Origin of the sequence: Faecalicatena contorta (genome assembly GCF_003149105.1) — a bacterium.
GTDB lineage: Bacteria > Bacillota > Clostridia > Lachnospirales > Lachnospiraceae > Muricomes > Muricomes contortus_C.
The window spans coordinates 265,034-287,671 of sequence record NZ_QGDS01000005.1 but is presented as its reverse complement, the minus strand read 5'-3'; the positions used below and the strand labels follow the sequence as shown (position 1 = coordinate 287,671).

General features: G+C 41.5%; 15 protein-coding genes. 13 read left to right on the top strand and 2 right to left on the bottom strand.

The genetic code is table 11. The features are described from left to right. Nucleotides 1–15: 15 nt before the first annotated feature. Nucleotides 16–1,116: a response regulator gene (locus A8805_RS11030; RefSeq protein WP_181392803.1), complete on the bottom strand. Its 1,101-nt coding sequence runs from the start codon at nucleotides 1,114–1,116 to the stop codon at nucleotides 16–18. 1 nt (nucleotide 1,117) lies between these two features. After that, the gene (locus A8805_RS11025) at nucleotides 1,118–4,231 is read right to left on the bottom strand and encodes an ATP-binding protein (protein WP_109711043.1); all 3,114 of its coding nucleotides are present in this window, start codon (nucleotides 4,229–4,231) and stop codon (nucleotides 1,118–1,120) included. A gap of 206 nt (nucleotides 4,232–4,437) precedes the next feature. Here A8805_RS11025 and A8805_RS11020 point away from each other — a divergent pair, with 206 nt between their 5' ends. The 13 genes from A8805_RS11020 (at nucleotide 4,438) to A8805_RS22125 (ending at nucleotide 22,554) form a co-directional block, all read left to right on the top strand. Beyond that, the gene (locus A8805_RS11020) at nucleotides 4,438–5,577 is read left to right on the top strand and encodes a substrate-binding domain-containing protein (RefSeq protein ID WP_109711041.1); all 1,140 of its coding nucleotides are present in this window, start codon (nucleotides 4,438–4,440) and stop codon (nucleotides 5,575–5,577) included. A gap of 132 nt (nucleotides 5,578–5,709) precedes the next feature. Then, nucleotides 5,710–7,242 carry a sugar ABC transporter ATP-binding protein gene (locus tag A8805_RS11015; protein ID WP_109711039.1) on the top strand — a complete coding sequence of 511 codons (1,533 nt, stop codon included), beginning with the start codon at nucleotides 5,710–5,712 and terminating at the stop codon, nucleotides 7,240–7,242. Then, nucleotides 7,235–8,218 (top strand): ABC transporter permease, encoded by a 984-nt coding sequence (locus tag A8805_RS11010; RefSeq protein WP_109711037.1) that lies wholly within the window; start codon nucleotides 7,235–7,237, stop codon nucleotides 8,216–8,218. The genes A8805_RS11015 and A8805_RS11010 overlap by 8 nt, the downstream gene beginning before the upstream one ends. A 17-nt stretch (nucleotides 8,219–8,235) precedes the next feature. Next, complete coding sequence (locus A8805_RS11005; protein WP_109711035.1) at nucleotides 8,236–9,228, top strand: ABC transporter permease; 993 nt, start codon at nucleotides 8,236–8,238, stop codon at nucleotides 9,226–9,228. Nucleotides 9,229–9,239: 11 nt separating this feature from the next. Next, entirely contained in the window at nucleotides 9,240–9,953 is a 714-nt protein-coding gene (locus A8805_RS11000) for an amidohydrolase family protein (RefSeq protein WP_242992350.1), read from the top strand. A 196-nt stretch (nucleotides 9,954–10,149) separates the two neighbouring features. Next, the gene (gene yfcE, locus A8805_RS10995; protein ID WP_109711033.1) at nucleotides 10,150–10,704 is read left to right on the top strand and encodes a phosphodiesterase; all 555 of its coding nucleotides are present in this window, start codon (nucleotides 10,150–10,152) and stop codon (nucleotides 10,702–10,704) included. Then, complete coding sequence (locus A8805_RS10990; RefSeq protein ID WP_109711031.1) at nucleotides 10,680–11,654, top strand: NYN domain-containing protein; 975 nt, start codon at nucleotides 10,680–10,682, stop codon at nucleotides 11,652–11,654. Before yfcE ends, A8805_RS10990 begins: the two co-directional genes overlap by 25 nt. A gap of 146 nt (nucleotides 11,655–11,800) precedes the next feature. Next, complete coding sequence (nadA, locus tag A8805_RS10985; RefSeq protein ID WP_109711029.1) at nucleotides 11,801–12,706, top strand: quinolinate synthase NadA; 906 nt, start codon at nucleotides 11,801–11,803, stop codon at nucleotides 12,704–12,706. A 23-nt stretch (nucleotides 12,707–12,729) separates the two neighbouring features. After that, a complete protein-coding gene (locus tag A8805_RS10980) occupies nucleotides 12,730–13,908 on the top strand; it encodes an L-aspartate oxidase (protein ID WP_109711028.1) in 1,179 nt (392 codons plus the stop codon). 25 nt (nucleotides 13,909–13,933) lie between these two features. Beyond that, entirely contained in the window at nucleotides 13,934–14,785 is an 852-nt protein-coding gene (gene nadC, locus A8805_RS10975; protein WP_109711026.1) for a carboxylating nicotinate-nucleotide diphosphorylase, read from the top strand. 38 nt (nucleotides 14,786–14,823) lie between these two features. Next, entirely contained in the window at nucleotides 14,824–15,357 is a 534-nt protein-coding gene (locus tag A8805_RS10970) for a transcription repressor NadR (protein ID WP_109711085.1), read from the top strand. Between the two features lie 679 nt (nucleotides 15,358–16,036). Then, nucleotides 16,037–17,947: a methionine--tRNA ligase gene (gene metG, locus A8805_RS10965; protein WP_109711024.1), complete on the top strand. Its 1,911-nt coding sequence runs from the start codon at nucleotides 16,037–16,039 to the stop codon at nucleotides 17,945–17,947. Between the two features lie 1,460 nt (nucleotides 17,948–19,407). After that, the gene (locus A8805_RS22125) at nucleotides 19,408–22,554 is read left to right on the top strand and encodes a hypothetical protein (protein WP_109711022.1); all 3,147 of its coding nucleotides are present in this window, start codon (nucleotides 19,408–19,410) and stop codon (nucleotides 22,552–22,554) included. Nucleotides 22,555–22,638: the final 84 nt, after the last annotated feature.

The window sequence follows — 22,638 nt, the reverse complement described above, 5'->3', positions numbered from 1 at the left end:
CTTTCACTGCTTGTTTTATCCCAGCTCCGGTACGGGGAGACCGCGGTTTTGGTATGCTGCCTGACGGTTGAGCAGGGTGGTTTCATAGTGTGTCTTATTTGCAGACAAGTTATAATTTGTAAGCAGCGTTTTCCAGGCATTTTCACAGAGAGGGTCTATATCCAGTGCCATAGCGGCCTGTGCATTGGACTCTTCCAGTTGGCCAAGGGCCGCATAATATGCGGCTAATGTAACCCGGAGGTTGGCGTAGCGGATGTCATACTGGTCTCTGAGCAGATTTGCCCAGTCGCATTTGACATCTTCAAAATATTTTCCACGATAGAGGGAAGCCCCGTATAATACGTGCTCTATGTTTTCAGCGGACAGCGATAATGCCATAGTTTCTGCCTGTTCAAATATATCACTGTCACAAAATACGCTTCCGAGATCCAGAGAATAATACCCGCTTTTATACTTCAGGGAGATATCTGTTTCAGTTTTTTGAAGAAACTTCCTCAGGTAGTAATTGCAGGTGTTGAGGTTGGAAAGAGCCTTATCTTCTGAAAGATCATTCCAAAGTGTTTCCAGCAGTGTTTTTCTGAATATACCGGTGGGCCGGTTTTGAAGGAAAAGTGCGAATAATTCCCGGACTTTTGCCGTTCTCCATTCTGGCTGAGGGACAGAAGTATCCGTAATCTCCAGCTTGCCAAAAGCCCGGACCATAGGTGCCGGTGACGCCGTAACAGGCACTGTATTTAAAGAGTCATTTTTAAGGGCATTTTTAAGTCTGAGTATGGATTTTTGAAAACGTTCTTTGCTGACAGGTTTCATCAGATAATCTGTGGCATCAATGTCAAAGGCAGATACTGCATACTGGTCATATGCAGTGACGAAGACGATTTTGACAGCATCTGATAAGCGGGACTGTAAAATAGAAGCCAGTTCCATTCCGTTTCTGCCGGGCATGGCAATATCCAAAAAGGCCGCCTGGGCTTTTAAATCATGCATAGAATCCAAAACATCGTTAGCATTGCTAAATGAGCCTACCAATTCGAATTCTTCATAATCCTTCAATAAATAACTTAGTTTTGCCAGAGCGGGCGGCTCATCATCTACAATAATTGTTCTATATGCCATATTAGTATTCACCTCGGTTAAGTTCATCTTTTTTCATTTCTGTACCTTGATATAGAGGTATCTTTATAAGTATTTTCGTTCCTGTACCAGGCGATGCCTGGATTTCCAGAGGGATGCCATAGTGGAGCTTAAGTCTCCGGTTTACATTGCGCAGGCCAATTCCGCTCTTTTTATCATTCTGTTCCCCAGAAAGCAGATCTGCAACTTTGGACGGTTCTATTCCATTGCCGTTATCCTGGAGTATTATATGGATAAACTGGTCATATTCAGCGATGAACAACTGTATATTAATATTCTCGTAGCTGTCCAGAGTAGCATGACGTATGGAATTTTCTACCAAAGGCTGAATGGTAAACGGAGGAAGGTAGAAGCTTTGGTCTGTTTTAAGTGTAGAAACGAATTGCAGACGTTTTCCAAAACGGGCTTGTTCAATGCGGACATAGGAACTTACGATTCCGAGTTCCGTTTCAATTGGGACCATGTCCTGGTTGCCATCTTTTCCAAAACATCCACGTAAATAATTGGCCAGGTCATCGATTAGCCCGCTTGCCTGTAAACCATCAGTAAGAGCTATCGCACTGATAGTATTAAACGCATTATACAGAAAATGAGGTCTGATTTGGGCCTGCAGGAACATCATTTCATTGTCCAGTGCTGATTTTACGGACTGCCTCAGTGTTATCAGGCTGAACACCCGTGTACGCAGTTCAATTCTGTCAGCGGGTTTTACCACATAATCGTTAGCCCCGGACCAAAAACCAGTTAGAATTTCCTCTGTTGAGTCACAGGCGGTGAGTAAGAGTACCGGAAGTTCAAAATGAGAATAACGCTTTCTGACAATCTGACACATTTCAAAGCCATTCATTTCAGGCATCATTACATCTAATATGATGATATCATAAGTATGTTTGTTCATCAACTGTAAAGCTTCAGGGGCATTTTGCACACAATCAATGGAAAAACTGCAGTCCTCGAATATTGTACGGATAATATTCAGATTGTCTTCATTGTCATCTACAACCAACAGTGACGCAGACGTCCCATAAAAGTCTTCCAGATAATTCTGGCCTGCAGAGGAGGCGTGCGCAGACTGTTCCGCGGCAGTGGTCTCTTTGCCGTCCAGCCTGAAGTCGCATGCCTCCAGGCAGAAAGTGATACATGTACCCTGCCCGGGTTTTGTCCATTCTACAAAAATACTTCCGTTCATCTGCTCTATTAACTGCCGGACGAGATAGAGGCCATAACCGATACCGCCGGCTTTTTTTTCAGCATCCTCCAGACGGACGGATTTGTCAAAGATACGGTTGATTTCTTTGGGGGACATCCCGATCCCGGTATCTGTTACAGAAACATATATCTGATTTTCTACATGTTTACTTGTAATAGTGATAGTTCCTGTTTCTGTATATTTTACAGAATTTCCTATAATATTGTTTAGTATTTCCCAAAGCCTGGACTCATCCGCATTTACCCAAAGTGCATCTGATGAAAGGTTGTTTTTTAGAATTAATCTAGAGTTGTTTGAAATATAGTGGAATACTTCGATTACCGCGTTTACTTCAATGTCCAGATTTACTGGTTTTAGTCCGGTATCCAGGCGTTCGGAAGAAGAATAAAAACCATACAGGTCATGGATAACACTGTTCATTCTTCTGGCCAGGGTCAGCGCCAGATGAAGTTCTTCCCGGGCAATATCCGGCTGCTCCAGTTTTGAACCGGCAGACTCAATAATATTTATAATACCGTGGAGTGGAGTACGAAGTTCATGCGAAGTAGCGGAAATAAACTCACTTTTCAACTTATCCGCAACGACCATACGATGTGCAAGCCTTGCATTGCCTGTATATATACGGGACACCTGCAGGGCAACGTACGCAAGCTGGGACGCAACATAGGCGACCAGCAGGAAAATATAGCTGTTTGAGTAGGAGGCTGCAGTAACCATTCCACGGCTGTTAAAGTACTGAAGAGCAAAATAGCTGCTGCAAAAAGTCAGTGCTAATAATTGCATTAAAGCGCCATAGCTTTTATTCCAGATTTTAATGAGCAGGATAGCAGAGGAATGAAGGAAGCATAATATAAAATATATGCCCATTAATACTTTCATAAAAGGCAGTTGTCCGTTTGCACACACTGCGGTAAGAATGAGAAACACAGGGAAAATCAAACGGTGGAGCTTCAGTGTCTTCCACAGGATTCCCGGAGTATAAAAGTTCTGACCTGCCAGCAAGATCATAAAGAATCCAATCAAACCTAAAGACGCAATATAGAACCTTGTTAACAGCAGATATACCCAAGAGTGTATAGGCTGTGTCAATAAATCATTGCTGGAATAAACCAGGTGGAATATCAGAGTAAGTGTAAACAACAAAAGATACAGCATGTTCCCCATTTGAATCCGAAAAATCAAAATAAATACCAATAAAATGACCAGGACTCCAACACTCATCAGCCCAACGGATTCTGCAAATTTAAATTGTGATGAGAGACGATAACCGTCAATTTGGGTTCCAAAATAAATCGGGCTTGTTATTCCAGAGCAGTAATTACTGAAATTCGACACATGAATGATAATTTCATGAGAACGCCGCATAATATCCAGAGGAAATACAATATACTGATTATCTTTCGATGCTTCCGAGCTTGCTTTTAGTGATGAGGTAAAGCCTACGTCAGAGAGGAGGGTTCCATCTACATAAATTCGGGCGGCTCCCTGTACACCGGTCAAGCGGAGGGAATACAAATTCACCGGACCGAGGAATGTAAAAGTGAGACGGTATGTGCCATACCCGTAAGTAGAAGGTAAGGTTCCCGGCAGTGTACGGTATCCTAAGACAGGCTCTGTCTCAGAAATTAGGGAAAAATCAGAAGGAAACAGAAATTGATTATCATAATATTCCCACTCTCCATTTAGGGCAACAGGCGGCCTGTTCTCTATGTGTGAAGCGTAAAGCACTCCATTCCGTGCTTTTTTTGCATTTTGGGGAGTAATGATAAACAGGCAAAATACAGCAATAAGCAGAGCAGAAGAGAGTATCCAAATTTGAAATGGTGACAGCTTCCTGGAATGAGGAGTCTGCTCCGTATTAGTCTGTTTAGTCTGTAGTTTATTCATGGCAACCTCCCATCTGATACAAATCGTAATTTCGTAAAATTATATTATAAAACATATAAAACGGCAAAAGCATTGTTCATATTAACCAAAAGTTGCATTTGTAAATTGTTAATAACGTAGATGTTTATTAAAATGTTGAGTGTTGTGTTGACTATTATGTATATTATTATATAATAAAGCTATAAAAATTACAAGGAGGAAGGAATATGAGGAGAATGAAAAAATGGTGTGCACTATTCTTGACAGCTATAATGCTGACCGGCACACTGGCAGGGTGTTCTGTTGACGATAACAGCACTGGCGATGTGGGAAGTCAGACAGAAGAAAGCACAGAAAAAAGCGGTGAAGCTGTCACAGAAAGCAAGACGGACGGAAGTTTTAAAATTGGAATTGCGGCGAGAGAGATTACAAATGACTACAACCGTAACATTGTATCGGCTTCTCAAGAAGTGATTGAAGCCGCAGGAGGCAGCGTAGTGATTGCAGATGCACAGGCAGACGTACAGAAACATAATGAAAACATCGAAAATCTGATTAATTCAGGGATTGATGGATTGATTGTGCATCTTGGAGACCCGGAACAGATGGCGCCTTTGATGGAAGCAGCCGAAAAAAAAGGAATTCCGGTTATTACAAATGGTGTAGGTTCTCCGGTAGAACATACACTTGGAGATGTAAATGGGGACGACCCGCTGATGGCCACGCTTGCATCGGATGCACTTTTGGCAAGTATTGGTTATAAAGGAGACGTATATGTTGTATGGGTTCCCGGAGCACCTCTTTTAGAGACAAGAAAGCGAATCTTTGAAGCAGTTGCGGCGGATTATCCCGATGTAGTCATTCATGAAGTGCCTGCAGAGCATAACCCTGCGAAGGTGCAGACTCAAATTGAAGAAATACTGACTGCAAATCCGGAAGAGGGAAGCATCGCAGGTATTTTCGGTACATATGACCAGTTGGTTTCCGGGGCAAGTGAAGCAATCCGGCGTGCCGGAAGAGGTGATGAAATTAAGATGATAGGTATCGACGGAGATGTGCTTGGATTTCAGATGCTGTTCCAGGAGGATAGCCCGTTTGTTGCAACAGTTGTTATGGATACAGAAAGCATCGGACGGCAGTCAGCAGAGATTCTTTTAGGTGTTATGGATGGAAGTGTTGATGCCTCCACTGTTTCTCCTAAGATTCCAGCAAGCTGTTATGTTGCAACAAGAAAAAATGGAGTAGAAGCGGCTGAAATGAAGTGGGGAGAAAATTTCTGGGAAGATGTAGGACTTGTGAAAGAAGACGTAGAAAAAATGTTTCCAAAAGAAGAAGATGTCATAGTTGCTCTCCCAAGTATTCCATAAGTATAACAAAGAGTCTGCTTTGCAGACTCTCGCGCCGGGCGCAGCCGCTTTGCGGCATATTACATCTTGGGCGGGAGAAATCCCGCCCGAATCATTTTAGAAGGGCAGCGTTAAGAGAAAGTTGGTGAAACGATGGCTGAAGGCCAGGTATTGTTAGAATGTAAAGAAATTTATAAAAGCTTTGGGAAAAATAAAGTGCTTCAGAACATCAATCTACAGGTGAAAAAAGGTGAAGTACATGCATTGCTTGGGCAGAATGGTGCAGGAAAATCTACCCTGGTAAAGATTATTACGGGTGTATATACTATGGATTCCGGAGAAATAAAAATAGAAGGCCGGACTATCAGTCTGGGATCTCCTAAAGATTCGGAGAAAGCAGGAATTTCTATTATCCATCAGGACCAGCAGCTAGTTCCATTTTTTGATGTGACAAGAAATGCATTTCTGGGTTCTGAGCTGACGGGAATGGGTGGAAGCCTGAACTTTAAAAAAATGAAAGAAATGGTTGATGAAAAATTGGCGTTAATAGATGCAGATTTTACATCGGACCGGCAGATATCTTCTTTAAGTGTTGGGCAGAGAGAGCAGGTTGCAATTATTTCAGCTCTGCTCCGTAATCCAAAGCTATTGATTTTGGATGAACCCACAGCGTCTTTAAGCAATAGGGAGATTGAAAAGCTTTTTGAAATCATCCGAAAACTAAAGGAGGAAGGTGTTACAGTAATTTACATATCCCATCACTTGGAGGAGATTTTCCGCATAACGGACAGCATTACAGTATTAAGGGACAGTAAAGTACAGGGTACATTTCTTACCAGAGAACTGCAGCATAAAGAGGTTGTCAGTCTGATGATAGGAAAGGAATTGAAAGATTTCTATCCGAAAGAGGAGGTTTCCAAAGGAGAGGTTGTACTGGAAATCAATGATTTGTACTCAGGAAACCTGGTGAACGGAGTTAATTTAACGCTGCGGCAAGGAGAAATACTGGGGCTGGCAGGTCTGGTTGGTGCAGGACGTACAGAATCGGTATTGGCAATGTATGGTGCTGAAAAAATAAAAAGCGGAACTATAAAGATTGAAGGAAAGCCATTTTCTCCAAAATCACCGCTCCATGCATGCAGGGCGGGAATTGCGTTTATTCCGGAAGACCGCAGAAATGAAGGAATTGTATCTCAAATGGATATTGTGGAGAATCTTTCTCTGGCTTCTACGAATTTGTGGGCCAGAAAGGGAATAGTAGATAAAAAGCTGGAAACTGACCGGTTCGGAAAAATTAAGGATGCTTTAAATATTGTATGTACAGGGAAAAAACAACTGGTGGGAGAGCTTTCAGGGGGAAATCAGCAGAAGGTTGTTATCGGCAGGTGGATGACGGGAGACTTCAAAATATTTGTATTTGACCAGCCGACAACTGGAGTGGATATAGGAGCTAAAACGGAAATCTACAGACAAATGGTATCTTTAGCAAAAAAAGGCTGCGGTATTATTTTTATATCTTCTGAAAATGAAGAGCTGCTAGGGATTTGTGACCGTATTTCTGTTATGACAAAGGGAAAGATTGTAAAGGAATTTGAGGCGGGTCAGGCATCGGAACAGGATATTTTATACTGGGCGGCCGGCGGAGAGGCAGATACTGTTGAAAAGGAGGCGGAGAACATTGGTTAATAAAATAAAAATAAATCCTGCAGGAATCAGTACCATATTGCTAAGCCGGGGGACTGGTATTGGGATGATAATTATTTTGTGTGTATTGGGGATACGCGCTCCGCTGTTTTTCGACCTGGCGAATATTATGACTGTGTTGAAACAAGGAAGTGTCCTTACGATGATTGCCCTGGGCCTGACTGCTGTATTAATCGGAGGAGGATTTGATATGGGAGCGGGGGCACTGGTGCAGTTAACCTGCAACTTGTCGGCGGGTTTGATTATCGCGGGGACCAGTGCAGCGCTGGCTCTTACAACAGGCGTTGCAGTTGGTCTGTGTGTGGGGCTTATAAACGGATTCCTGGTAATTGTTGTAAAGATACCAACTTTTGTGGCAACTTTAGGTACGATGTTTGTGATGCAGGGAGTTACCTCCTGGTATAACGGAGGGAAAGCACTTACGATTAAAGTTATTCCAGGTTTTGCAATGCTTGGACAGGGACGGATTGCAATAATACCAGTAATCTTTTTGATTGTAATTGCCGTATGTATTATTTTGAACTATTTTTTTAAACATACCAGAACTGGGATTCGGATGTATGCCACTGGAGAAAATCCGGCAGCGGCCAAATTAAAGGGGCTGAATACAAAGAAGTATTTGCTGTTGTCATATTTATTGTCGGGGCTTATTCTCGGATTCACAGGTGTACTCCAATGCTCTTACAATTATGGAGCATCCGCAATTACAAGTGGTATGGATTTTTTGATCCAGGCATTATCGGCAGCATATTTGGGCAGTACTTTTTCCAGGACAGGAGAGCTGAGTGTTATTGGAACGGTTATTTCCGGTATGTTCATTGCTGCATTGTCTAATGCATTGATTATAAATGGGACCTCAAATCAACAGATTTCAGGAGTGCTTGGAGTAATTTTAATCTTGTCTATCTTATTGACCGTTATCAAAAAGCGGGAAATCGGCCAGGTGACTATATTTTAGGAAGGAGAGATATAATTGTGGAGCAAGTAAAAAAAGAAAAATCTCTTTCCCTGGAAAGAGTTCTTGGTATTATAGCGAGACATGGGGCAATTATAGGAATATGCTGCGTATTAATTGTATTTCAGATTATAGAACCGAGATTTATGAAAATTGATAATATTCTTGGAGTTTTAAATTCCAGTACCTTATTAATCGTCATGACATTTGGTATGACTATGGTGATGGCAGTGCGGGGGATTGACTTGTCCATAGCTCAGGTGGCAGATGCGGCAGGTGTGGTGGCAGCAATGCTGATTCTTTCCGGAAAAAGCTTTGTGGTGGCTATTCTGGGAGCAATGCTGTTCGGGTTGATTATCGGGATCATCAATGCAGTACTAATTTCGTATCTGGGTGTACCGGCAATCATCGGTACATTAGGAATGATGTTTATTGTCCGGAGCATAGAGCTGACATTGACAAATGGAGCACAGCCGCAGATTTTGTTTACACTTCCGGCCGTCCGGGTTAAAAAGTTCTTTTTCATCGGACAGGGGAGCATGGGACCTGTATCTGTATTGATAGCACTGACAATTCTTATAATTATTGTTATGTATTTTACAAAGGAGCGCTCTGTATTTGGGCGCCACATGGATGCAATCTGCGGGAATGTAAAAACCTCGCTTCTGGCCGGAATTAATGTTCGAAGGGTATTTGCGGCAACATTTATCATTAGCTCCCTGCTGGCAGCAATGGCAGGAGTGATGCTGGTATCCAGGTCCGGAAACGCTGTGCCAAGAGGTGTAGAGACCTATTTGACAGATTGTTTTGTGGCAGTTTACATAGGAACGCTGGTTTCAGCCAGAAACAAGTTTAATATCATTGGAAGTGTCATTGGAGCATTATTTGTCGGATTTATAAGTAATTTCATTACACTGATGGGAATGGGAATTGCATATAAAAACATATTCAATGGCGTGTTTATCATATTGGCGGTAGCTCTTGGAGTATTAAAGAGCAAGGTAAATTCATAGGAGGTATTTTTATGCTGAAAGTAGATGCACATTCTCATGTTGGAAAAGGAGCCGCTCTCTGGACCGGACAGGATGTAGTAGACCGTATGGATACGATGGCGGTAGATAAAACAATTATTTTTCCCTTTACAGAAGGATATTTTAATAATGATGAAATCATGGGTTATGTAGAAGAAAACCCAGATCGTCTGATTCCATTTTGTGCAGTGAACCCCTGGAATGAACGGGAAGCGATTGATGATCTGGAGAAGTGCTTTAAAAAGGGATTTAAAGGGGTAAAATTACATCCGACTCTGTGTGGGTTCCATCTAAGTAACAAGAAATTGGTAAACCCCATTTTCGAAGTGGCAGAGTCATATGGGGCGGTAGTGATTGTCCATGGGTCTGCCGATCTCTACAACTGTCCATTGGAGTTTGACCGCATGGCAGGACGGTTTCCAAAGGTTCCATTAATTATGGCACACTCAGGATTTTTTTGGCAGTGGGAACTGGCAATAGAGGTGGCGCTGGAAAATGAAAACCTGTATTTGGAAACTTCCAGAGTGCCGGGATTTGAAACGGGAAAAATCATTCAAAAACTGGGTGGTGATAAAGTGATCTGGGGGACAGACGGTCCCTTCTGTGACTATGAATGGGAGTTTAATAAAATCAGACGTTATGCTGAAAATGAAAAGGAATTTGATAAAATTATGGGCGGGACAATTATGAGCTTATTGAAGGAGTGATTAATACTGTGCAGTTGGAAAGGCATTGCCGCCTTTCCAACTGCTTTTTATAAATATAGGAAATAAATGATTTGACGGCCGGGGTTTTTTTCCACTATACTTAAAAGAGAAATAAAAAACAAAGTAGTCAGAATACTCTGAAAATGGAAAGCAAAAGGGTCTGACCCTTTTGAAATATATATAAGGAGCTGCAAATATGAGGTTAATGATTGCATCAGATATTCATGGCTCTGCCTTTTACTGCAGGCAGATGCTGGAAGCATATGAAAGAGAGAAGGCGGGCAGGCTATTGCTGCTGGGGGATATTTTATACCACGGGCCTCGTAATGACCTGCCCAGGGAATATGATCCCAAACAAGTGATCGGGATGCTGAATCCTGTGAAAGAGAATTTGCTCTGCGTACGGGGGAATTGTGATACAGAAGTGGACCAGATGGTATTGGAGTTTCCAATTATGGCGGAATACTGTCTGCTGGATTTGGATGGTGTGACTATTTTTGCTGCCCACGGTCATAACTTTAATCCAAATCACCTGCCAATGCTGAAAGAAGGAGACATACTGCTCAATGGGCACACTCATGTCCCCGCATGTGAAAAGAAAGAGTCGTATATTTATATGAATCCGGGTTCTGTTTCCATTCCAAAGGAAGATTCAGTGCATAGCTATATGATATATGATAAGAATATATTTGAATGGAAAGATATAAATGGAGAGGTGTACCAGACATGGAAGACAAATATGCAATGTTGATTGATGCAGATAATGTTTCTGCAAAATATATTAAGCCCATATTAGATGAGCTGTCTAAATATGGAAATGTAACATACAAAAGAATATATGGAGACTGGACGAGCACGTATAATTCAAGCTGGAAGGAGGAGCTTCTGCAAAACTCTATTACGCCTATCCAGCAGTTCAGCTATACTCACGGTAAAAACGCGACGGATTCTGCTATGATAATTGATGCCATGGATATGTTGTATACAAGTGACCTGGAAGGATTCTGTCTTGTATCCAGTGACAGCGATTTCACCAAACTTGCCAGCCGTCTCAGAGAAAGCGGAAAAACTGTTATAGGTATGGGGGAAGATAAAACTCCGGCACCGTTCAGGAAGGCATGTGATATCTTTACAGTTTTGGAATTGCTGTTAGAGGATAACACCATAGAGAAGGAAGAAAAGAATATTGTACATGCAGCATCCAGAGACAATCGGAAAAGTCACACGGATGTGGTTTCAAAGAACGAGATAGAAGAGGCAGTTGTTAAGATTATTACAGAGAATCAGAATAATGATAAAGAAACAGGTCTGGGAGAGGTAGGAAGCCGCCTGGTCAAATTATATCCTGATTTTGATGTGCGCCGTTACGGCTACAGCCTGCTGTCAAAGTTTCTTGAAACATTTCCAAAACTAAACCTACAACAGGATGGAACACAGGTTACAGTTACACTTTATGAAGATAAAAGTAAACAGGAAATGCTGGAAGAGTACATCATCTTATTGGTGCAAAATGCAGGTTCTCAAGGGGTCTCATTAGGGACATTGGGAAATAAAATCAGAAACCGGTTCGGAGATTTTAAGGTAAGAGATTATGGGTATTCCCAATTTAAACAGTATGTACAGAGTTTTCCGGAAATTCAGATCAGAGATGATGGAGAACAGAATTGGGCGGTTTTTAACAAAAATTTCAAAAGGGACTGACCCCTTTGCTTCAAATTGTCAGAATTGCGGGAAAATGGAGTGCAAAAGGGACAGTCCCTTTTGTTTTCTTACTGTCTTGTCACATGTAAACTTATGTGTTATAATAGCGTGAGTTTACCGCAACAGCGGGGAGAGGTGTGACGAAGATGACAATTACTGATGAAATTAATGTGTTAAAAGAGGAAAAGAATGCAGTGATTCTTGCCCATTACTATGTAAATCCGGAGATACAGGATATTGCGGATTACATAGGGGATTCTTTTTATCTGAGTAAAGTCGCGGCGGGTTTGAAGGAGCAGACCATTGTATTTTGCGGTGTTTCGTTTATGGGTGAGAGTGCTAAGGTGCTGAATCCGGAGAAGATGGTACTGATGCCGGACGCATCTGCGGATTGTGCCATGGCACATATGGTAGATGAAGACATGTTAAAGAAGGTACGTGATGAATATGAGGATCTTGCAGTGGTTTGTTATATTAATTCTACTGCCTCTATGAAGGCACTTTCGGATGTTTGTGTAACTTCTGCAAATGCAGTAAATATTGTGAAAGCATTGCCTCAGAAAAATATTTTTTTTATTCCAGACAGGAATCTGGCGCACTTTGTAGCGGAGCAGGTGCCGGAGAAGCATTTTGTATATAATGAGGGATACTGTCCTGTTCATGAGAAAATAAGTGTAGAGGAAATTAAAAAAGCAGAAAAAAAATATCCGTCTGCCCTAATACTTTCTCATCCAGAGTGTCCAAAGGAAATACTGGAGATTTCCGATTATATCGGAAGTACAACTGGAATCATCAAGTATGCAGGAAAGAGCGAAAATAAGGAATTCATTATCTGTACAGAAAACGGAGTCCGCTATAAACTAGAGCAGGACTATCCGGAAAAAAAGTTTTATTTTACAGAGACGGAACCGGTCTGTAAGGATATGAAAACGATTACATTGGAAAAAGTTCTGCATGTATTAGAAACAGGAGAAAATGAAGTTCATGTTACAGATACTCTCAGAGAAGGTTCACGGAAACCTCTGGAGAGAATGCTGGAGCTGACAAAGTAGGAAGGACTAAGGAGGCTCTGGCTATGAAAATGAAAAAAGATATTGTGATTGTTGGAACTGGTATATCAGGTCTTTTTGCCGCACTTAATCTTCCAAAGAATAAAGACATTTTGATAATTACAAAGTCGGATGTCGAGAGCAGTGATTCGTTTCTCGCACAGGGCGGCATTTGTGTTATGCGGGATGAGGACGATTATCAGAGTTATTTTGAGGACACGATGAAAGCGGGACATTATGAAAATCGGAAAGAATCCGTGGAGATTATGATTCGGAGTTCTCGGGAAATTATAAACGACCTGATAGGATATGGCGTAGAGTTTGAAAAAAAAGACGGCAATTTTGCTTACACAAGGGAAGGAGCTCATTCGAGACCAAGGATTTTATATCATAAGGATATTACCGGAAAAGAGATTACAAATAAGTTGCTTGAACAGGTAAAGAAGCTTAAAAATGTTACTATAGCCGAATATACCACCATGATTGATGTGCTTGAAGAGAATGGCAAGTGTGCAGGCATTGTGGCAGAGAATGAGACCGAAAAGAATATTAAAATCTATGCGGACTATACAATCCTGGCAACCGGGGGAATAGGAGGCAGATACAGAAATTCTACCAATTTTCCTCATCTGACCGGTGACGCAATAGAAATATCCAGGAAGCATGGAGTTAAATTGGAGAATTTGGACTATGTACAGATTCATCCAACTACGTTATACTCAAAGAAACCGGGACGGCGTTTTTTGATATCGGAGTCTGTAAGAGGAGAAGGTGCTGTTCTCTATAATAAAAATAGGGAGCGGTTTGTCAACGAGCTGCTTCCCCGGGATGTTGTGACAAAGGAAATCTGCGGGCAGATGGAAAAAGATGAGACAGATTATGTATGGCTGTCAATGGAACATATTGGAAGAGAAACCATTCTGAAACATTTTCCTAATATTTATCAGCACTGCCTGGAAGAAGGCTATGATGTGACAAGGGAATGTATTCCGGTAGTACCGGCCCAGCATTATTTTATGGGTGGAATTTGGGTGGACTCGGACAGCCGGACTTCAATGGAGCGGTTGTTTGCGATAGGAGAAACAAGCTGTAATGGTGTTCACGGAGCAAACCGTTTAGCAAGTAATTCGTTGCTGGAAAGCCTTGTTTTTTCTAAACGGGCGGCGGAGAAAATTAAAAGGCTGTATGAAGAGGAAAGAGTGTAGACGAAAGGAAGGGCAATATAGATAAATGAATGAAATTACAATGACATTGCAGGTTGACCGCCTGATTTTGGCAGCATTAGAAGAAGATATTTCCAGTGAAGATGTTACTACCAATGCAGTGATGAAAGAAGCAGTCACAGGTGAAGTAGAGTTAATTTGCAAGCAGGATGGAATTATTGCCGGGCTGGCAGTGTTTAAAAGGGTATTTGAACTGCTGGACGACTCTGTAAGGGTTGAATTTTACAGTAAAGACGGTGATGAAGTGCAGAATGGACAGCTTTTGGGAAAAGTTACAGGTGATATCCGGGTTCTTTTGTCGGGTGAACGGGTGGCGCTGAATTATTTGCAGAGAATGAGCGGAATCGCAACCTACACACACACTGTAGCAGAACTTTTAAAAGGTACAAAAACAAAATTACTTGACACAAGAAAAACGACACCGAATATGCGTATTTTTGAAAAGTATGCAGTCCGGGCAGGCGGAGGTTATAATCATAGATATAATTTGTCAGACGGAGTGTTGCTGAAGGATAATCACATTGGAGCGGCAGGAAGTGTGACAAAGGCGGTGCAGATGGCAAAAGCATATGCTCCGTTTGTAAGGAAAATTGAAGTTGAGGTTGAAAATCTGGACATGGTAAGAGAGGCTGTGGAAGCAGGTGCCGATATTATTATGCTGGACAATATGACAACAGAAGAGATGCAGGAAGCTATCCGTATTATAGATGGAAGGGCAGAGACCGAATGTTCCGGGAACGTAACGAAGGAAAATATAGGCAGAATTACTGCTCTTGGGGTAGACTATGTATCCAGCGGAGCGCTGACACATTCTGCTCCGATTCTAGATATCTCTCTGAAAAACCTCCATGCAGTGTAAGGATAAGTGGGAAGAAAGGAAGGTGACAGCACCATATGATGACAGGTTCTGAGCGCAGGGATGCCATAATAAATCAAATAAAAACCAGTGTGGTACCTGTATCCGGCGGGACATTGGCCAGGGATTATGAAGTGAGCCGGCAGGTCATCGTACAGGATATCGCCTTAATCCGGGCAGCCGGATATGATATCATTTCTACAAACCGGGGATATATATTGAATGCTTCTTATGCCCCATACAGAGTGTTCAAGGTCCATCATACAGACGATGAGCTGGAAAATGAGCTATGCGCTATTGTAGATTTAGGGGGGCGTGTTATCAATGTCATGGTCAATCACCGGGTGTATGGACGCATGGAGGCAGAACTTCAAATTAATTCCAGAAGGAAAGTAGCGGAATTTGTAGAAGATATGAAAAGTGGTAAATCCAGCCCTTTAAAAAATATTACATCAAACTACCACTATCACAGGGTAGAAGCTGATAATGAAGAGACCTTAGATATGATAGAGGAAATGCTTCGCAGTAAAGGATATCTTGTTCATGAGGTAAAAGACGTACACGGTGTAAAGTAAGGGCTAAAGGAATCATTTAGGAACCTTTCGGGGTTTATGAAAGCACCCTTGACATTTATAAATTGCTGTGATACGCTTTTTAACATATTAAAAAATAAACGCAGTGACGAAGAGAGTAGTCTGAGAGACATCTTACAGAGAAATCCTGTTGGTTCTTTAATATAAAGACCAGTGCTGAGAGGGATGGATGAAATGCAGATGAATATGGCTTTTGAGCGGCGCACCGAACAGAGGACAAAGCGTTCTATGCAAGGCTGCGATGGGTCCGCCCTTTACAGCGGAGGAGTGCTGGCAGGCACTCGCTGAGGTTTTGTCCGTGAGGACAGAGCGAACTAGAAGTGGTAACACGGAATTAATCCGTCTTCTTATTTATTAAGAAGGCGGTTTTTTTGTATGATAGGAAACGTAGTTTCCTATCATACAAAAACCCGACCGGGGATCGCACTGGGTTGGCAGAGAAGGTGTCGCTATCGCGACCCAACCCAGGCGGAGAATCTTGCTTGCAAGATTCTTTCTTATATAATAGGAAACTGCGCGTTTCCCATTATATAAAAACCCTCCGGGGGATGCGCACTACGCGCATAAGGAAAATGGCCGCTAAAGCGACCGCGCTTCGGCGCGAGAGTCTGGCTTGCCAGACTCTTTATTTTGTAATCAGAAAAATAAAGGAGAGAGTATTATGTCACAGAAACCAAAGTATTACATCACTACTGCGATTGCCTATACGTCAGGTAAACCGCATATTGGAAACACGTATGAGATTGTTCTTGCAGATGCAATTGCAAGATACAAGAGAAGCCAGGGCTATGATGTATTTTTTCAGACCGGAACAGATGAGCATGGTCAGAAGATTGAGCTGAAGGCAGAAGAAGCAGGCGTTACACCCAAAGAATTTGTGGATAAAATTGCCGATCAAATTAGAGGAATATGGGATTTAATGAATACGTCTTATGATAAATTTATCCGTACCACAGATGCGGACCATGAGACACAGGTTCAGAAAATCTTTAAAAAGTTATATGACCAGGGAGATATTTACAAAGGCCACTATGAAGGGATGTACTGTACCCCGTGTGAATCTTTCTTTACAGAGTCACAGCTTGTAGAGGGAAAATGTCCTGATTGTGGACGGGAGGTGCTGCCGGCGAAAGAGGAAGCTTACTTCTTCAAAATGAGCAAGTATGCAGACCGTCTGATTGAACACATTCAGAATCATCCTGAATTTATTCAGCCGGTATCCCGCAAAAATGAGATGATGAACAACTTCCTGCTTCCGGGCCTGCAAGATTTATGTGTATCCAGGACGTCCTTTAAATGGGGAATTCCTGTAGACTTTGACCCGAGACATGTTGTCTATGTGTGGCTGGACGCTTTGACCAACTATATTACCGGAATTGGTTATGACTGCGAAGGCAATTATACGGAACAGTTTAAAAAAGACTGGCCGGCAGATTTGCATTTAATTGGAAAGGATATCATTCGTTTCCATACAATTTACTGGCCAATTTTCCTGATGGCTTTGGATTTACCGCTGCCTAAACAGATTTTTGGACATCCGTGGCTGCTGCAGGGAGACGGCAAAATGAGCAAATCCAGAGGAAATGTACTGTATGCCGATGAGCTGGTGGATTTCTTTGGAGTAGATGCGGTACGTTATTTTGTACTTCATGAAATGCCCTTTGAAAATGATGGCGTCATCACCTGGGAACTGATGGTAGAGCGTATGAACTCCGATTTGGCAAATACATTAGGAAATCTGGTAAACCGTACCGTATCCATGACAAATAAATATTTTGATGGTGTAGTAACCGATAAGGGTGCGGAAGAAGCTGTAGATGCCGAATTGAAAGCAGTTGTGGAAAACACTCCAAAAGTTGTAGAAGCAAAGATGAATGATTTACGTGTCGCCGATGCAATCACAGAAATCTTTAATCTTTTTAAACGCTGCAATAAATATATTGATGAGACAATGCCATGGGTGCTGGCAAAAGATGAGGAGAAAAAAGACAGACTGGAGACCGTGCTTTGGAACCTGATAGAGAGCATATCTGCAGGTGCAGAGCTGCTGAAGTCTTTCATGCCCTCCACCAGTGAAAAAATCCTGGCCCAGCTAAATGGAGGGCATGTCACAGACAAACCAGAAATACTGTTCCAAAGGCTGGACATTGAAGAAGTTCTGAAGAAAGTAGAAGAACTTCATCCTCCTGTGAATGAAGAGGAAGAAAGCAAAGAAGATGAAAATGTGATTGACATTGAAGCAAAACCGGAAATCACATTTGAGCAGTTCGGAGCAATGCAGTTCCAGGTCGGTGAGATTATAGCCTGCGAGGAAGTACCTAAGTCCAAAAAACTACTTTGCTCTAAGGTAAAAATCGGAAGTCAGGTAAAACAAATCGTATCCGGGATTAAGGCTTATTACAAACCTGAAGAGATGGTTGGTAAAAAAGTAATGGTACTTGTAAACCTAAAACCCGCAAAACTGGCTGGGGTATTATCAGAAGGAATGCTTCTCTGTGCAGAAGATGCAGAAGGCAATCTGGCACTGATGACACCAGAAAAGACAATGCCTGCAGGAGCGGAAATCTGCTAAACAAAACAGACAGCAAAAGGGACTGACCCTTTTGCTGTCCGTTTTCAGAATTGTTTATAAACTCTAAACTTTTAATAAGAGTGGGTTGCTTATCCAATAACAATAGTCAGACAATTCAAATAAATAGATACAATTATAAATTTATTTATAAAAAATATATAAAATGCGTTGACAAATAAAACGTGTTGTGATATTATGTACTCAATCCAAAAGAGATAATAAAAAGTGAAAAGTATTTCAAAGTATATTATCTAAAAGAACATAAATAACAGTGTTTAATTGGATTAAAATATAAGATTAAGGAGGCAAGGGTCCGATGGACAATACATCATCATTTATAATTCAATATGTTAGTGGTACGGCAAATGGAAGTTCCTGTGAAGAAGAGGCCTTTACCATTGTAAGATAAAGGGATCCAGTACATAGAATAATAAAAAGGATTAGTCGGAGCGTTCGAGACTGGATGAACATAAAAGATTTAACATTTGCAAACGTATTGAATATAGATACCACATATAACAAAATTCCTAAAATGTGTAAAGAAACATAAAAGGGATATCATTTCATAAAGAGTATACGGGGTTATAGAATAAATAACTGAATGAGCTGCTGGAATATTGCAATACAATACTGCGGGAGCTGAAAGGTTATAGGATAAATAACTTAGTGTTATACTCCAAAATTATACCTATTGAAAACTATTAGTTCAATAAGGCAATCTAATTGAAATGTTGATGTTCAATTAGATATGAATTGATACCAAGAACGAAAGTGATTGGGTTTTGGCTATAATCGATTTGTATATTGAAGAACAGGAGGTTTAGTAAGTAGATTTAATAAGCAGACTGAAGCGTCAATAAACAAAGCGGTAAAGGTCTTACAGGAACAATAAATTAAAAGATTCCTCCGATTTATAAAATATATAGAATGAAAAAATTGAATAAAATAAACTGAGGCCGATGTATATTAACATATATACCGGCCTCAGTTGTCTTCAGTAAAAGTTCTATAAAAATAAATAATAGGAACAGCCCGGAATCTGGTGAGGAATCCGGGCTTTGTGGTGGGAAAGGAACTAATAAATGGTAAGGAGATTAGTTCCTTTGTTAAGTAAACAACTAAGCCGGAAAAAACTTACGCGTTTTCCAAAAATTTCCTAAAATAAAAAACTGTATTTATATGTCGTAAAATGGTATATTTTATAAAGCTTTTATATCTATAAAATATTTATTTCATGGCATTATATTAGTGACAAAATCCCGGGAAACAGCGGATAAAGGGTATTATTGGCTGGTGTCTTTTAATGAAAATCAAGATGCATTTTCTGTAGTAATTGGAAATGCATTTTTTTGACATTACGAGGTGCTTATGGTAAACTAAGGACAGAATTTATCTGCACATGTGCGTATAAACGGGCGTATGCCGGATAAACGATATAAATAATATTATTATATTACGAGGTGAGTGCTGTGGATAAGTACGAATATAAGTTAAAGACAGAACAGATGCTTGAACTTATGGAAAGCGGTGTATATAACAAAGCGGCAGAGATTGCGGATAGCATCGACTGGAAAAGAGTCAGGAATGCTACAATGCTGGTGAATGTCAGCGATATATATGAGAGAAGTGGAGACTATCAAAAAAGTTATGAGGTTCTGAATATTGCTTATCATCGTGCGGAAGGCAGCAGAAAAGTTATTTACCGGTTATGTGCTCTTGCACTTAAGACAGGAAATGTTGATGAAGCTATAGATTATTACGATGATTTTATGCAGGTTGCGCCTAAGGACCCAAATCAGCACATTTTAAAATATAAGATGCTAAGAGCCCGCAGGGCACCGATTGAGCAGCAGATTGAAGCTCTTGAGGAATTTAAGAAGGCAGAGTATATTGAGGAGTGGGCATTCGAGCTGGCGAGGTTATATCAGGAAGCGGGGATGACGGCAGAGTGTTTGGAAGAATGCGATGATTTGATTCTTTGGTTCAGTGAGGGTAAGTACGTTTATAAAGCAATGGAACTTAAGATGCAGTACAAGCAATTGACGCCTTCACAGCAGGAAAAATATGATCACCGTTATGAAAAGATTGAATCAGCAACGGAGGAGATTCCTGATCTGACACAATATCAGGCAAGGAAGGCGAATATAGCTGAAGCCGGGAGGACGGCTGGAATTGGAGAGATTGAAGAAGATTATGAGGAAGACGATGAAGATTTCCAGGAAAGCACATTAGGTGAATCTGAAGTTGAAGAAGTTTCCGCTGAGGATGATATTGAGGATGATGAGTCGGTTCAGGAGGATGAAAGTGTACTGAGATTGACCAAAAAGGGAATTGGCAGTACTATGAAGCTGGAAGAAGCTCTGCAGAGTCTCCTGCATCCCAAGAGCAAAGAAGAGCCTGAGGATAAGGAAGAATCAGAGGACCAGACGGATGAAGAGGAAAATGTCTCCGGACTGGAAACTGCAATTGAGGAGATTGAATCGGTAATTGACCTGGAACTTGTAAATGAGCTCACAGGAAAAAATGATAAGGATGTGCCTTTTGATACAGATTTAGAAGAACTGAAAGCAGAACCTCTTGATGAGACTGAGAAAGATGCAGAAGTAGAAGAGGATGAAAATATAGAGAAGGATGGGAAGGATGGAATAGAAGCCCCATCTACAGCAGAGAATATAAAGCAAGACTATAAGAAGCCGGAAGAAAATGATCAGATTGAAGGTCAGCTCAGTATTGAGGATATTTTGATGGGCTGGGATAATGATGAGGAACCGGTGGAAGAGGTGAGGATGGAAGATAAAGAAAAACAGGCGGAGCCAATACTACCGCCCGATATACAGCGCATGATTGATGAGATTGAAGGAGTACTTCCTGAAGAAGCTGCACCAGTCCCGGCACCTGTGAAAAAAGTAGAAGAGCCTCATGAAAATATGGGAGCGATCACGGAGCAACTGCGGATTGATGATATAGAGGCATTTCTTGAGGAGGAGGATGATTTTGAAGAGGAGTCGGATGCGCTTGCGGATAGTCCTTCTGAAAAATATGAGGATGTTCAGGATGAAGAGGACTATGATGAATTAGAGGACGATTCTTATGAAGAAGAGTATGATGAATTAGAAGATGATTTTGGCGAAGAGGAGTATGATGAATCTGAAGACGATTTCGACGAAGAAGAGTATGATGAATCTGAGGATGATTTTGATGAAGAAGAGTATGACGAGTTAGAGGATGACCTCGAAGAAGAATACGATGAATCTGAGGATGACCTCGACGAAGAGGAGTACGACGAGTTAGAGGACGATTTTGACGAAGAGGAGTACGATGAATCTGAGGATGACCTCGACGAAGAGGAGTACGATGAATCTGAGGATGACCTCGACGAAGAGGAATACGATGAATCTGAGGATGATCTGGACGAAGAAGAGTATGATGAATCTGATGACGATTTCGGCGAAGAGGAATATGACGAATCTGAGGAAGAGGATTATTTTGACGATGAGTACGAGGAAGCATACGAAGAGGATTATGAGGACCATAATTCCGGGGAAGTAGCCGAACATGATTTGGATGACATTGAGGCAAGCTTTGAAGAGGAGTTCCGCCCAAATCCGGAACATGCCGGCGGGCCGGATGAAAGAGAGATTCCGGATGAGGACGATGACGATATGGATATTTTATCCGCGACAACTCCTTTGAGCCGCAAGGAAACTGCCAAGATGATTGCTACCGGGAAGACAGCTCCTCTTCCTTTGGATGATATTTCTAATGCACTTTCAATGTCAGATACAGGATTTATTGTACACGGCCGTTATGATTTAGAGACCCAGAGTGGTATTGGAATCAGGGCGGGTCTTACAGAAGAACAGAAAAAGTTGTTCTCCTACTTTGTACCAGTAAGGGGGATGAGCGAACAGCTTGTTGATGTTTTAGAGCAGGATCTCAATTGTACGAACCGCAACGGCACTTCCCGCACAGGAAATCTGCTGATTATAGGAAATAAGGGAAATGGTAAGACTGTTTTGGCGGTGGATGTTGTAAAAGCCATTCAGAAGCAGAGAAATATCCGTCAGGGCAAGGTTGCGATTGTAACTGGAGATTCCTTGAATAAGAAAAAGATCAGTGATATATTTACGAAGCTTCATGGTGGTGCACTGATTATTGAAAAAGCAGGAAAGCTGAACGAGAAAACAGTGGCAAGGTTGAACAAGGCAATGGAACGAGATACCGGAGAGATGCTGATTGTACTTGAAGAGCAAAGAAAGCCTTTGGACAGACTGCTTTCTTCCAACAGAGAGTTCCGGAGAAAGTTCACCAGCCGTTTAGAAGTACCTATTTTTATCAATGATGAGCTTGTAACCTTTGGTCAGACATATGCTCAGGAAAATGGCTACCGGATTGATGAGATGGGGATTCTTGCACTTTACAGCAGGATTGACGCACTGCAAAGAGAAGATCATGCAGTGACGGTTGCTGAAGTGAAGGAAGTTATGGATGAAGCGATGGATCATTCTCAGAAAGCTTCCGCCAAGAAACTAGTGAAGCGGGTATTCGGAAAGAATACGGATGATGCTGACAGAATTATCTTATCAGAAAAGGATTTTAATGCATAAGATTTATATGAGAGTAAAGGGAATAGACAGGTCTGTAAAGGGCCTGTCTATTCTTTCGTTTATATCAGGTGGATTCCTCTTTCT